The sequence below is a fragment of the Pirellulales bacterium genome, from assembly GCA_035939775.1.
GTDB lineage: Bacteria > Planctomycetota > Planctomycetia > Pirellulales > DATAWG01 > DASZFO01.
Window position 1 is genome coordinate 1 of record DASZFO010000353.1, and the last position, 13,532, is coordinate 13,532.

The 13,532-nt window shown below is 59.0% G+C and carries 16 protein-coding genes and 1 tRNA gene; 7 read left to right on the top strand and 10 right to left on the bottom strand.

Annotation, left to right across the window (positions count from 1 at the left end):
* Positions 1–5 precede the first annotated feature (5 nt).
* The 5 genes from VGY55_22675 to VGY55_22695 form a co-directional block, all read right to left on the bottom strand.
* Entirely contained in the window at positions 6–371 is a 366-nt protein-coding gene (locus VGY55_22675; GenBank protein HEV2972791.1) for an SDR family NAD(P)-dependent oxidoreductase, read from the bottom strand.
* A 45-nt stretch (positions 372–416) separates the two neighbouring features.
* Positions 417–821: a nuclear transport factor 2 family protein gene (locus VGY55_22680; GenBank protein HEV2972792.1), complete on the bottom strand. Its 405-nt coding sequence runs from the start codon at positions 819–821 to the stop codon at positions 417–419.
* A 9-nt stretch (positions 822–830) separates the two neighbouring features.
* A complete protein-coding gene (locus VGY55_22685; protein HEV2972793.1) occupies positions 831–1,808 on the bottom strand; it encodes a zinc-dependent alcohol dehydrogenase family protein in 978 nt (325 codons plus the stop codon).
* Between the two features lie 12 nt (positions 1,809–1,820).
* Positions 1,821–2,579, bottom strand: coding sequence for an SDR family oxidoreductase (locus tag VGY55_22690; protein HEV2972794.1), 759 nt, complete (start codon positions 2,577–2,579; stop codon positions 1,821–1,823).
* A gap of 172 nt (positions 2,580–2,751) precedes the next feature.
* A complete protein-coding gene (locus VGY55_22695; GenBank protein HEV2972795.1) occupies positions 2,752–3,510 on the bottom strand; it encodes a 3-oxoacyl-ACP reductase family protein in 759 nt (252 codons plus the stop codon).
* Positions 3,511–3,619: 109 nt separating this feature from the next.
* Here VGY55_22695 and VGY55_22700 point away from each other — a divergent pair, with 109 nt between their 5' ends.
* Positions 3,620–4,207 (top strand): TetR/AcrR family transcriptional regulator, encoded by a 588-nt coding sequence (locus tag VGY55_22700; GenBank protein HEV2972796.1) that lies wholly within the window; start codon positions 3,620–3,622, stop codon positions 4,205–4,207.
* 5 nt (positions 4,208–4,212) lie between these two features.
* Here the strand turns inward: VGY55_22700 and VGY55_22705 are convergent, their stop codons facing one another.
* From VGY55_22705 to VGY55_22725, 5 genes are all read right to left on the bottom strand, one after another.
* Complete coding sequence (locus VGY55_22705; GenBank protein ID HEV2972797.1) at positions 4,213–5,241, bottom strand: hypothetical protein; 1,029 nt, start codon at positions 5,239–5,241, stop codon at positions 4,213–4,215.
* A 114-nt stretch (positions 5,242–5,355) separates the two neighbouring features.
* Positions 5,356–6,834: an MBOAT family O-acyltransferase gene (locus tag VGY55_22710; GenBank protein HEV2972798.1), complete on the bottom strand. Its 1,479-nt coding sequence runs from the start codon at positions 6,832–6,834 to the stop codon at positions 5,356–5,358.
* Positions 6,835–7,056: 222 nt separating this feature from the next.
* Positions 7,057–8,208 carry a rhomboid family intramembrane serine protease gene (locus tag VGY55_22715; GenBank protein HEV2972799.1) on the bottom strand — a complete coding sequence of 384 codons (1,152 nt, stop codon included), beginning with the start codon at positions 8,206–8,208 and terminating at the stop codon, positions 7,057–7,059.
* Between the two features lie 57 nt (positions 8,209–8,265).
* A complete protein-coding gene (locus VGY55_22720) occupies positions 8,266–9,081 on the bottom strand; it encodes an NIPSNAP family protein (protein ID HEV2972800.1) in 816 nt (271 codons plus the stop codon).
* A 102-nt stretch (positions 9,082–9,183) separates the two neighbouring features.
* Positions 9,184–10,236, bottom strand: coding sequence for an alpha/beta hydrolase (locus VGY55_22725; GenBank protein HEV2972801.1), 1,053 nt, complete (start codon positions 10,234–10,236; stop codon positions 9,184–9,186).
* Between the two features lie 181 nt (positions 10,237–10,417).
* Here VGY55_22725 and VGY55_22730 point away from each other — a divergent pair.
* From VGY55_22730 to VGY55_22755, 6 genes are all read left to right on the top strand, one after another.
* Positions 10,418–10,491, top strand: a tRNA-Met gene (locus tag VGY55_22730).
* A gap of 68 nt (positions 10,492–10,559) precedes the next feature.
* The gene (locus VGY55_22735) at positions 10,560–10,808 is read left to right on the top strand and encodes a hypothetical protein (protein HEV2972802.1); all 249 of its coding nucleotides are present in this window, start codon (positions 10,560–10,562) and stop codon (positions 10,806–10,808) included.
* Between the two features lie 36 nt (positions 10,809–10,844).
* Positions 10,845–11,252 carry a hypothetical protein gene (locus VGY55_22740; protein ID HEV2972803.1) on the top strand — a complete coding sequence of 136 codons (408 nt, stop codon included), beginning with the start codon at positions 10,845–10,847 and terminating at the stop codon, positions 11,250–11,252.
* Positions 11,253–11,556: 304 nt separating this feature from the next.
* A complete protein-coding gene (locus VGY55_22745; GenBank protein HEV2972804.1) occupies positions 11,557–12,117 on the top strand; it encodes a hypothetical protein in 561 nt (186 codons plus the stop codon).
* A 100-nt stretch (positions 12,118–12,217) separates the two neighbouring features.
* Positions 12,218–12,493, top strand: a complete 276-nt coding sequence (locus VGY55_22750; protein ID HEV2972805.1) for a hypothetical protein — start codon at positions 12,218–12,220, stop codon at positions 12,491–12,493.
* A gap of 25 nt (positions 12,494–12,518) precedes the next feature.
* Entirely contained in the window at positions 12,519–13,526 is a 1,008-nt protein-coding gene (locus tag VGY55_22755; protein ID HEV2972806.1) for a hypothetical protein, read from the top strand.
* Positions 13,527–13,532: the final 6 nt, after the last annotated feature.

A 13,532-nucleotide genomic window follows, 5' to 3' on the forward strand; every position in this document is an offset into this window, starting at 1 on the left:
CAACGTCAAGCCGGTCGATTGATTGAACACGGTCCGCCGACGTTCGTCGTGAGCGTCGTGACCAGCAACTTCTCGTCAATCGCGGCGGACACGTCGTCAATGTGCATGACGCCGGCATTGTTGATCAGCACGTTGAGCTTCGGGTGCTCCGTGATGAGCCTGCCGGCGACGGCGGAGATGCTGGCGGGGTCTTCAATGTCCAGCTCGACCCACCGCATGCCAGGGTTGGCGCTGGCGACCTCGGTGAGGCGCCCCTTTCGTCGGCCGGCGATGATCACCTGATTGCCGCGTTTGTGGAGGGCTTCGGCCAGGCCGCGGCCGATGCCGGATCCGCCGCCGGTGATGAAGATCGTGTTGCCGGTGAGTTTCATGGGTTGGCTCCTTGTTGAAGACTTTGATGAAATGACACTGCCTGTTCACGAGATTGGAAACGAGTCGCCGAACATCGGCCTGCCGCTCTTGGATTGTTCCCCTGTCGCCTCGTCCTGAAGAACATCCCAACGCTCGACAAGAACCCCATCCTCGATCCGAACGATGTCCGCCGCAATCCAATTCGCGGGCCGGCCCATGCCCGAGAATCGCCCGTGGATGATCACGACGTCACCATCGGCCACAATCATCCCCGGTTCATACTTAAGCGTGGGTGGACTACTCTTGATGAGGTTGAAGAGGCCATCGCGGCCCGGCTCGATGTGGGCGCTGTGCTGGATGTATGTGGGCGACCAGTAGCGCTCTGCCGCGACGTAGTCCCGCTTGTTGAACAACGTGTCGAAGGCCTCGAGGACCAGTGCCTTATTCCTCTCCTGTGTCGTCTGACTCATAACGATCTCCTAACCATCGGTTCCCGCTACGTCCAGAAGAATCTTTCCGCCGCGTTGCGCATGCGCGACGGCTTCCTTGATGGACGAGAGGGCGTAGGTTGCCGCCACGGGAACGTGAACCTGGCCGGACGCTATCATCTCCGCCGCCTGCCCTGCGGCTGGTGCAAGTTTCGCCGCAAACTCCGGGTGGCCCATGAAAAAGCCCCGCACCGCGACAGGCTTGAAGATAATGTCCAGCGGGCTGATTGACATCGGATTCAGGCTCATGGCCGCAAAGCTGACGAGCGTGCCGCGGGGCGAGAGCGTCGCTGCGAGCACCCCTGTCGCCAGGCCGCTGACACCATCAAGCGCCAGGCGGAGTTCAGCATGATCGACAGCCGCTTTGATCCTTTCTGAAACATCGGGAGAGTCGACGACGACGAGGTCTCCGCCAATCGCCTCAAGCTCGGGCACGAGTTCTTGCCGCCGGACGATGTTGACGGTCTTCAGGCCGCGCCGTTTCGCGAAGGCGATCACCCACCGTCCGACACCGGAATTGGCGGCGTTCTGCACTACCCACTCGCCAGGTTTCAGGTTGACATACTCGCTGAGCAGCAGCGCGGCGGTCGGGGGATTGATGGAAAGCATCGCCGATTGCCGCGCGTCCGCATCAGGAGGCAGGGCGAAAAGTCCGTCTGCGGAAATGACCATTTGCTCCCGCCAGGTGAAGCTGGAGAGCGGCGGCAGAACCCGGTCGCCGACCTTGACGTTCCGCACCCCCGGACCCACATCGAGAATGCGGCCGACGCCTTCATTGCCGATGACGGTCGGAAGCGCGGGGCGCAACGCATAAATGCCCGTTGCAAGCAACAGATCGCTCGGGTTGATTGGACAAAACTCGACGCCGATGAGGACCTGGTTCGGGCCGGGACCGTCGGGCGCCGGAATGTCGACCAGTTTAAGTCCCTCGACGGGGTTGCCATAAGCCATAAGTTGAACAGCGCGCATATTGATGCTTCCTTATTGAGCCGTAAACCCGCCGTCGACCAGCAAGCTGTGGCCGATGACGAACGAGGACTTGCTGGAGGACAGCCAAATCACGGCGTCGGCGATTTCCTCCGGAGTGCCGATTCGGCCGATTGGGTGCATGGCCTCCATCGCGGCCCGAGCTTCGGGCTTCTCCCCGAAAAAACGGCGCGACATGTCGGTCTCGATCACCGCGGGCAACACCGCATTGATGCGGATGCCGTGTTTCCCAAATTCCAGGGCGGCCGATTTCGTTAAGCCGATGACGGCATGCTTGCTAGCCACGTAGATTTCAGCGCCCGGCATGCCGATCACTCCAGCCCCCGAAGACGTATTGACAATGGAGCCGCCGCCGGTCTTGAGCATGGCTGGGATTTCGTACTTCATGCTCAGCCAGACCCCTTTCACGTTGATGTCCATGACCTGGTCATAGGTCTCCATTGCTTGCTCCAGAAACGGCGTCGGCGTTTGCTCGATGCCCGCGTTGTTGAAGGCGAAGTCGAGCCGGCCGAACTGTTCCAGGGTGCGACCGATGAGGTTCTTTACCTGCGCTTCCTGGGCCACATCGCTCGGCACGAACATAGCTTCGCGTCCCTGCTCGCGCACGAGTCGAACTGTTTCCTCGCCTTCGGCGGCTCGGCGGCCGGCAACAACCACCTGGGCCCCTTCCCTGGCATAGGCGATGGCGGCGGCGCGGCCGATTCCTGAGGTCCCGCCGGTCACGAGAGCCACTTTTCCCTGAAATTCGTTCATGGTTGATCTCTCTTTCTTGTGTTGAATGGCTGTGCCCGACAAGTCTGTGCTAGCTCAGAAGAGATGCTGTGTTTCTTTGGCACCTTAGCCATTGGACGCGTTCCTCCAATTAATGCGAATTGCGCGTTGACCCAGATGTTCGAAACAGCGGGGTGACAATGCCGTCGTGCGGTCAGGCATTCATTCCGCCATCCACGGTAAGATTCGCCCCGGTCACGTACGAAGACTCTGGACCGGCAACGAACGCCACCATCGCAGCGATTTCATCAACGTGCCCGTAGCGGTCGAGTGCTGTGGCGGCCTTCTGCGGCACCGCCCAATCGCCCGTGGCGGGATTCAATTCCGTGTCAATCGGACCCGGCTGCACGTTGTTGACCGTGATGCCCCGGCTCCCGATTTCTCGGGCCAGCGCCTGACTGAACATCTTGACGGCCCCCTTCGTGGCCGCGTAGGGGACGAGCCCGGGCGCCGCCACACGCTCACCCACGGCCGAACCGATCATGATGATGCGACTGCCGCTCTTCATGTGCTTCAGCGCCGCCTGCGTCGCGACGAATACGCCGCGGACGTTGATGTCGATCACGCGATCCATCTCTTCCAGGGTGGCCTCCTCGAACGTTTTCGGAATGGCCGTCCCGGCATTGTTCACCAGAATGTCGAGCCGGTCGAATGCCATGACCGTCCTTTCGACGGCGTTGCGGACTGCGGCGGCGTCGGTGGCATCGGCCTGGATCGCGATCGCCTTTCCGCCTCCGCGTTCAATCACTTTGACGACGGACGCCGCTGCGTCAGCGCCCTTGGAGTAAGTGACGGCGATGCTGGCGCCGTCCGCGGCCAGGCGCTTTGCGATCGCGGCGCCGATGCCGCGCGAACCGCCGGTGACGAGCGCGACCTTGCCTGCCAGTGGTCTTTCCTGAGTAGTCCGTGACATGGCAATCTCCTTACTTGAATTAAATTGTACCATACAGTACAATGAAAGTGTACAGGGCCAGCGATGCCGGTCAAGGGCCAACAATGTTTATTTTTGAGAGGAGGTCGCCGTGCCCTCGGGACGCACGCGACAGTTCGACGTGGATGAGGCACTGGACCGGGCACTGGAGGTGTTCTGGGCACGCGGGTACGAGGGCGCCACACTCCCGGAACTGACCAGGGCCATGGGGATCAACCGACCAAGCCTCTACGCCGCCTTCGGGAACAAGGAGCAGTTGTTCCGCAAGGCGCTCAACCGTTACCAAACGGGGCCCATGTCGTTCCTGACCGAGGCCCTGCGCAAGCCGACCGCTCGGGCGGTAGTTGAGGCAATTTTCTCGGGGTTCGTCAGAATGCAACGCGACCGCGACAAAGCACGCGGGTGCCTGGTCGTGTCCGGGGCACTCGCGTGCGGCGAGGAGGCGGAGACGGTGCGCCGGGAGTTGGCCCGATTGAGGCAAGCGATCGTAGCGACGTTACGCAAGCGATTCGAGCGGGCCGTGCAGGACGGCGATCTGCCAGCAAGGACCGATTGCGCGACGCTCGCGCGGTACACTGCCACGGTGCTGAACGGCCTGGCAGTTCAGGCGGCCAGCGGGACGACCCAAAAGGAGTTGCGGCTGGTTGCGGCGCTGGCCATGCAAGCATGGCCATCTTGACCGATCTAAAAGGACTTCGGCCGATTTCGAGATGACCAGCTTGGCATAGTTCGGTCGTTGACCATTTCCTGCAATTCGCGGCCAAACAGCCGACTTAGCTTTGTCGCGCCGTCCCGGTTTAGGTGATCGCTATTGTAGAAGTCACGAGCATCGAATCGCGCATCATTCGAGAAATCGAAGTAGTGGGCGCCATATCGCGCTTGCAAATGTCGAACGGCGCCTCGAAACCGCGATTCCCGCTGCGGATCGAACTCCGTCGAATAGGAGCGATGAACGGGTGTTGTCACGAGAACGACCTGAATCTCGCGACGATGGAGTACGTCGAGCAGCTCGTCGAGAACGGCCAGATTTCGGCCAAGATTGTCCTCACGCATGAGACCATGATGGGCTGCCAGTCGCGCCGCTCCATCGCTGACCGCGGCATTCGGATCGACGGGCACGGGATTCTCCGCCCATCCGTTGGACTGCACTAAGGCGGAAAAACCGGGGTCATTTCCGGTGAGCAATATCTGTCTGGCAAGGTCTGGTCCGTAGAGAAAGAACAAGCTGTAGTTGCGAAGATCGAACTCGTTCACAAGATGTCGATGCGGAATCCCAAAGTAGCGGCGATAATAGCATGAGCGCCACTCCTCGCAGGATGCTTCCATATCGTACTCCAACGAAAAGTACGACAATCCCAAAACAACGCATTGCAGTGAGGGCAGTCGATCGATCTCTCGCAGGACCAGTTGCGAATCGTAATACAGGTCCTGGCTATATCCGGCCAGATTGATCGCCGGAAGACCAAGTTCGTCCGGATTCAGACCGCCGAGCACGTGCGACGAACCGAGCAGCAAGATCTTGGTGCCTGGCGACGACTCTAGCCGAGCCCTCTTGATGCTATAGGGATTAGGTATTTGGGCGAGCCGGATCTCCACACCAGCGAACAGGACGAGCTGAATGGCAGAAAAACTCGCCAGCTTCAATGCAAAGCGCGCTCGCCCCCGCGGACCTGTTTCAATCGCCGATTTGCCTTCGATTGATTCCGTCATCATCACAGAGCGGCTTAGATCGCCTACCAAATCCGGCTGGGCGAAGGGGACAGTCCCCGTTTTGCTTCGCGGACTCCGCAAAAGGGGGACAGTCCCCGCCGGATTTGTTAGGCGCTCCTAGAACTGAAAGTAAATAAACTGACGGGATTCGATTGATCCGAACATGACAATCACGATGATCGCGGCCTGATACGCGGCCCAGCGGACGGTCCAGGGCCAGCGAGCGAGCCATTCCGAGAAGGTCGCGGTTTGTTGCAACCCTTCGACGACAATCAGTCCCGCAATCAATCCGAAACAGGCGGCCAATTCGCCGGGCGACGTGAACAAGGCCGATACTCCCGTGTCCAGGCTGTGCCCGCCGTGCAGAGCTAAACTACGAAGCACCGGCCAAATACCTCCCACAAGTTTGCGGCAGATAAACCATGCTTCCGTGACGTTTCCCGCGCGAAAAAATACCCAACCAACGCAGACGAGTAAAAAAGTAACAAGGATTTGCCACGCTGCCTGCACTCGCGGCCAGCTTGCGAATCCGCTCCGATCGGCGACGTGTTGCCGGAGCGGCTTCGTGGCGCGGCCGACGATCAAGAAGATTCCGTGAAGTGCACCCCAAACGACATAGGTCCAGTTGGCGCCGTGCCAGAGGCCACTCAACATGAACACGATAAGAATGTTTCTGACCCAGCGCACATGGCCGACGCGACTGCCGCCCAGCGGAAGATACACGTAGTCCCGAAACCACGTCGACAGCGAGATATGCCAACGTCGCCAAAAGTCGCCGATCGATCTCGCGAAATAGGGTCGATCGAAATTCGACATGAGTCGAAATCCCATCACCTCCGCGGCTCCCAACGCGATGTCGCAATAACCAGAAAAATCGCAGTAAATCTGAAATGCGAACAGGATCGCGGCGACGAGGGGAGCCAGCCCTTGGAAGTCGCTCGGATGACTAAAATAGATCCCGACCGGCAAGGCCAATCGATCCGCGATGATGATCTTCTTGAATGATCCCCAGAGCATGAGCCGCAAACCGGCCGTCACGCGCCGGTCGTCGAAATAATGTCGCTCCCGAAACTGCGGCAGCATATTCTGCGGACGTTCGATCGGCCCTGCCACAAGTTGGGGGTAAAACATCACGTACAACGCATAGATGCCGAAATGACGTTCGGCGCGCTGGGCGCCCCGATACACTTCAATCGTGTAGCTCATGGCCTGAAACGTGTGAAATGAAAGGCCAATCGGCAGCAGGATATCTAGACTTCCGACCGGATTATGAAGTCCCATTGAATTCGTTAACCAGCTAACATTGGCATTGACGAAATTGAAGTATTTGAAAAAGAACAAGAAACCGACGTTGCTTAAAATACTGGCCCACAGGATCGACTGCTTATGCCGAGGATAACTTTCCATGAGAATCCCGGCGGAATAATCGACGACGATCGTCGCGCCCAGGATCAGGATGTATGCCGGCACGAAGCGGGCATAGAACCAGCAACTGGCTGCAACCAAGAGCGCCCATCGCCAAGAATGCGGCAGCGCAAAATACGCTAGCGTTACCAGCGGAAAAAAGCAGGCGAACTCCAAGGAGTTAAACAGCATGCGCTGGCTCCCTCCCGCACCGGCTGGTCGCTCACTGTGCGAGAACCGCCGGGGACTGTCCCCTTTTGCGCAGTCCGCGTAGCAAAACGGGGACTGTCCCCTTTGCCCACGCGCGGATAGGCTCTTGGAGAATGACCGAGAATGTCGGACGGTTCCGGCGGGCGGCATCGTCGCAAGCGGAGCCATTGCGGTCAAGGTCGATTCGAGTGCTTACGTGGGAGATTACACATCCCCGTCATCGACGAACTCGATTTCGGACTCCGCTTGCAATTGTTTCGCGCGGGCCGTCAGTTTGTCGTGAACGGCTTGCAGGTCGGCGGGGAGTTTCGAGGGTGGGATTTTCGACAGCACTTTCAGCGCCTTGGCGGGGCGGCGGTCGGCGTCGATCAGGATTTGCGCGAGTTTGAGCCGCATTCGGGCCGAATTATCGGGAAACTGCCGCAGGTAATCGATCATCGCGGGAACCGATTCGGACCACAGCTTTTGCTTGTGGAGCGCTTGGATCAAGGCCATCAAGTCGGCCGAATTCAGGTTCCATACGGGATTCGAAGCGCGCTGCTTTTTGTAGAGTTGCGCTGCGGCGGCCGCATCGCCGCTCTCTAGGCGAGTTCGCAGCGCGGCGGCGAGGAATTCCGCTTGCTGCTCGCCGAGAGACGCCGGCTGAGGAGGCGACGCGGGCTGAATCGCGCTGGAAGTTTGTTCGACTCGCGTGGGGAGTCTGTCCTTCCACACGGCGAACAAGTCCCAGCCTTCGCAATCGACCCAATCGAACTTGAGCAACGCCACGCCGAATACGGCTCCCACGCCCGCGCCGATCAGGTGCAACATCGCGCTCGACATCGAGAAGCCCATCAACCAGGCGACGAGGCCTTGCCAGATCAAATACGCGGTGGCAAAGAGAGTGATTGGCACCTCGACCAACACAGGTCGAATGAACCACATAAAACAGTTCATGTCATTCTTAGGCGCCCAAATCAGCGAGATCACCATCAAGCCGAAGACCACTCCCGAGGATCCCAGAGCCGATCCCTCCGAACCAAGCTCGATCGTTTGAACGATGACGCTATAGATCGCGCCGATCGTCAGATATAGAGCCAAGAACCTCCACCAGCCGAGCTTCCCTTCCACGACCAAGCCAAAGCCCCACAGGAAAAACATGTTGCCCAGCAAATGCACGACGTCGGCGTGCAAAAAATTGTTGGTAACCCATTGCCCGGGCTGAAGGCCGTGGCCAAATTGCAGCGCCCAGGGCTCGACGAACTGTGGCTCGACCTGCGCTGTGACGACGAACACGATCGCGTTGACGGCGATCAGCCCGATCGTGACGAAAGGGAAGTGATATAGCGGCGCGTCGGTATTGTATGGGATCAACATGCGGAATCCCTGCCGAGCGGCGCGTCGGTGACTTGCTCCCGTTCATTCACCGGCCCGTTAGATCTGCGAATAGGGGGCCGGCTTGAGGGTCAAGCTTTTGATGTTGGCGATGATTTCGGCGTCGGTGTAACCGGACGTGACACGGAGCTTTTGCCAGTCGGGGTCCTTGCCGAACTCACCCCAGGCCTTGCCGCGAGCCGCCGCGTCCGGATACGTGAGCATGTAGGTGATGTTGAACATATCCGGGCCGAACAGCATCTCGCCGAAGAACACCGGATTGAGACCAACGCGGCGGAAGATGGCCAGCTCGCGAGTTTCAAACATCTCGAGCTTCTTGCGGAACGCGGCTTCGCTCGGACTCCGATAGCGGCGCAGCTCGAAGACGCGACTTTCCTTCTGCATAGGCGCTTCGAGCGCGGGCATGAAACGGGCCGCACGCATCAGCCGCGCTTCGTGGTTCACATACGCCGGGTCCTTCGGCGAGGCAGACAAAAAAGCCGCGCCGGCCTTCTGATAGTCCGCATCAATTCGGAGTGTCGTGGACAGGGCCGCGGCCGAATCCATTCCGGCGTGCGGTATCAGCACATAGATCACGGGAGCGTCGGCCTTGCTGGACTCGACGAACACACCGACCGGTCCGGCGCCCGCACGGCGAAGGGCGGGGATGAGCGCGTGTTGGAAATAATCGTCGGCCTTCTGGACCATGCCGCCGTCCGTCATCTGGTAGAGCCACAGCTCGTAAACTTGCCGCTTGGCGTCGGCTGGCGGGGCAGCCTCGGCGAGCCGAGAGACCGCCGAGATACCGACGACGCCCACAGCGCCGCCGGCAAGAGAGCGAGCCAGGAATTCCCTCCGGGGCACCAACGAACTCATGGGTTTTCTCCGCAGAATCGGCCGGTTGCACAATTGCGCCGTGCCGCTAGGAAATCGATCGATTCATTGCGTTCTCCGGCCTGACTTTCCGGAAGCGCAAGACTAGCCGTTAGCGGCAGCGATTGCAAGCAATGGGTGACGCGATCGTCCAGCGTGTGGGGCGGCGATTGAATTCAGTCCCACGGATCCGGCCTGTACTCGCGTCTCGCGGCGAGCCGATTTCTCCTTCTTCGCCAAATACTTGTCGAACCACTCGATCATCTTCGGCAGGTACTCCTTGACCAACTCGCCGTTGTGTTCGCCCCCTTTCTTGATAATCAATTCCGACGGAACGCCGGCTTCCTTCAGCTTGGCAGCCATGATCTCGGCCTGCTGGAGCGGAACCAGCGCGTCCTTGTCGCCGTGGATGATGAGCGTCGGCGGGTTGTCTTTGTCCACGTGATTGATGGGCGAGATGTCCCGGCCAATTTCCTCGCGCTTCGTTTCGTCGGTGATCAGCTCAAACGACTTGGTCTTCTGATCGAGGTGGTAGAAATCGAAGGCGCCTTTGATCGGGACGATGGGGTGCGTGCCGAGCATGACCTTGCCCTGCTCGCCCCAATTGAGAAAGTCGGTCGGCGGATAGAAGGAGACGACGGCTTGGACGCGGCTGGATTCGCGGTCGATCGGGTCGGAGGCTTTGGGATCGCCGTCCTTGCCGGCGCAGCCCTGCATCAGCGACAGGTGCCCGCCCGCCGATCCGCCCGTGATGCCGAGGCGGTCAGGATCGATGCCGTACTCCTTGGCGTTGTGGCGGATGAAACGGACGGAGCGATGTAGATCTTCGAGGATTTCGGGAACCGCGTATTTCGGATTGCTGCCATGGACGACGGCGAAGACCGTATAGCCTTTGTCGAGCAATGGTTGGATGTAGAGGGGAATGGCGCCGTTGATTCCGTTATGGTCAGAATACCAACCGCCGCTGACAACGAATATCACGCCGGCGCGATTGGCATCCTTCTTCGGGGAGAAAACGTCCATAGTCAGCGCGGTGCCGAACTTGCGCCCGTAGATGACCTCCTGGCGGGAGTAGTTGGGCTCGTCGGCGCGTAGCGCAGCGAACGGTAGGCAGGCGGTGGCGGTGAAGACGACGGCAAACAGCAGGAAGCGTTTCATGAAGACTCCCGTGTGAAGATGCGCGGGCTGGAGCGCGAGGCGACCAGCATGTTTGACTGCGTTTAGACGGTATCATAATCGAAGCCCGGCTCGCCGTCTCGCGCTTTCATCCCCAAACCCCTAGCCCCGAGCCGATTCCCCTGCTATATTTCCCTATCCAGCGGCTGCTGCCGCAAACCGACGCGGGGTGGAGCAGTCTGGTAGCTCGCGAGGCTCATAACCTCGAGGTCACAGGTTCGAATCCTGTCCCCGCCATTTTTTGGAATGGCCCGCTGGGCAAATCGCAGTGGCTCTGGGTGTTTTGGGGTCTTTGGAGCGTAGTCGTGGATTTGAATTCGATCCGCCATGCGTTGCGGGAAGAACCATTCAAGCCCTTTGTGCTCTGCCTGGTCGACGGACGACGGATCCCGGTCAAGCATCCGGAGTTCGTCGCGATGAATCAACGCATTGTGATCGTGACCGACGAAGACAGCGAAACAAAAATCCTTGAACCGCTCTTAATCGTATCACTTGAGCCGCTTCTCCATGCAGGCAAGTCCGGCAATGGCTCGCACAAGAAAAGACGCCGGTAGCCGTTGCTGATCCTGCGGCGAGTTCGCGAGGGTTCGATGCGAATCGCTCAGGTAACGGTGGCCGTGTGCAATCCGGCGGATACGGAACGGCGCTGGGAACGCCTATTCGTGATCGATACCGAGGCGCTCGATTGCATCGTCCCGGGCAATCGCCTCCGCGAAATCGGGATTGAGCCCACGCGCGAGCGAGTTTACGAACGGGCCGATGGCTCGAAGGTGGCGTTGCCAGTCGGCTGCGCTCATTTTGAATTCATGGGCGAATTCGTCCCTGCAAACGTGATCTTCGGCGCGGACAACGCCGATCCGGTGCTTGGCATGCTCGCCATACAATCTGTCGGCATCGAATTTGATCCTCTCGGTCAGCGGCTCAAACGACGCCCCGCGGTGAGGCTAAAAACGATGAAAGAACTCGTCCGGTTGCGAGACGCCCCCGATGGCTCGTAAGACTGACGACACGAGCAACTCATCAATGTTCATCAATTCCCGAACCCGTTGTTTCCGCGCCATTGTTTTTCGGTTCGGGTTTCCAAGCCTCCTCGTGATGCTATTCACGTGTGCTTTCGTCGGGTGTGGCCGCGAACTGCCTGGCGACAAGGCGGGGCGTGGTGACATGAGTTCGACAATCGACGGCCGTTCTACGAGCGCGACCACCAACTCAACAACTGACTCTCCGCCCGTCCGACACGAGTTTCGAGGAGCGCGGACGGTACTGCGAGTTGGAAGTCTCACTGTCGACGTAATGGAGATGATGGTTCACCGACGGGCTGTCGAGCTGGGAGATCGCGTGCAAAAGGCCCTCGGTCAGAATCCGGAGTGGGCGCTCGAGCGCGTCAAGAATCTGAAATCGGGCGAACCATTGCCATACGATCCACGACTCGGCGTCTCTCGCGCCGAATGGGACGAGTATCTCGCACTGGGCAAGAAGATGTTCATGCGGAAGAAGTCGGAAGCTACGCTGGTGATCGCGAACAAGGACAGTGATGATATCTACATTCTGGACGGCGGCAAATCGCTCCCGGATTTCACTGGAATCGAAATCGATTTGAAAAACGATCTGGTCCGCACTCCGCTGGGCGTCGCGAAGAATCGCTCGGAAATACATGCAGACGAGCAATCCGCGATTGGCGCCTGGAACGGTGCGCAGTGGCAGTCTGACGATGATATCGTGACCGCCTTCACAAAGGGAAGTGTTAAGCTCGCCATTGGAAGCCTCCAAGCCTCTGGTCGAGGCGTTCTGTACTACGACGCCACGAAGATAGGAATCGGGAATATCTCGCATGTCTTGATTTTCAATGTGCCCGGCCAGTGAAGACCCCGCAGACGCGCATGCAAAGATCGCGTGGGACATGATTATTTCTTCACGAACTCCCGAAGGCTCGCCGAATCGGTGTCCGATATGTGCGAGCGTCGTGCAGATTGAGCCATCGTCGCCGTTTGGCGATGGGCCTTGCCCGAATTGCGGGACGCTGCTCTTGTTCGTCCAAGTTGGCCGCCATGCGCTTTTCGTCACGGGAGAGGAGGCGGAGGCGATTCGCGAACGAATTCGCACGTTCTCGCAAGATGACGAAGAGATCCGCGAAGAAACGATCCGCCAGCTTCAATCCATCCTTGCCAGGCACGACGCCAATTCGCTGGACCTCGTTGAGTTGGTAATGGAGATAGAGGATTTCGATAGCACGTGCTGAGTATGTCACGCAAGGAGGATGCCTTATGAGCGAATATCAATTCGTGGCCTTTCGCGCGATCGATGGCCCGGTCAGCGAAAAGAACCTCAAATACATGGAGAAGCAATCTACGCGGGCCGAGATCACGCGCTGGTCGTTCGAGAATGAATACCATTTTGGCGATTTCCGCGGCAATGCATTGGAGATGATGCGCCGCGGCTATGACATTCACTTGCACTACGCAAACTTTGGGATTCGCAGCCTATTTCTCCGGTTTCCCAAGGGGTTGCCCGATCACGACGCGGCGAAACCCTATCTCGATGGCGACTCGCTCCAGTTTAAGAAGGATAAGCGCGGACCGGGTGGAACTCTGGCAATCGAGCCGTTTTACGAACCCGGCGACCTAGAAGAGCTTTGGGATCTCGACGAAATGGTGGACGACTTAATTCCGATCCGAAAAGAGATCCAAGCTGGCGACACCCGACCGTTGTACTTGGCTCATCTGGCGATTTGCTGCGACTGCAATCACGACCCTGATGAACAAATGGAGGGGCCTGTTCCCCCTGGACTTGAAAAACCGACCAATGCACAACTCGCATTGGCCAGTTTCTACTGGATCGGCAAGGCACTGATTGCCGCCGCCGCACGTCCGGATCGGTCGTCCGCCGGGGACAATCATCGCCGCACCGTTGCGCAACTTCGATCCGAAGCAAAAGAGATCGAGAACAAGTCGGCTCGAAGGAAGGCTGCGGCGGACGCCCAGGCCCGGGCGCGACTCTTGGCCAAAATGGCCGAGAACCCGACACCGTTTCTGCTGAAGACGGAACAACTGGTCGTTGAACGCTCCACAAATGCCTATGGCAAGGCGAGTTCGCTTCTCGCCGATTTGCGCGAGGCGCTATCCGAAAGCGATAAATCGGATTTGGCAGAGATGCAGGCGCGGAAACTCCACGATGCTCACCCGCAATTCCGCGGCCTCACTGCGGCTCTTCGACGCGAAGGATTCATTCCGAAGCCGGCGAAACGAACGGCGCGGCCGAGAAGTCAGAACTGAAACGAT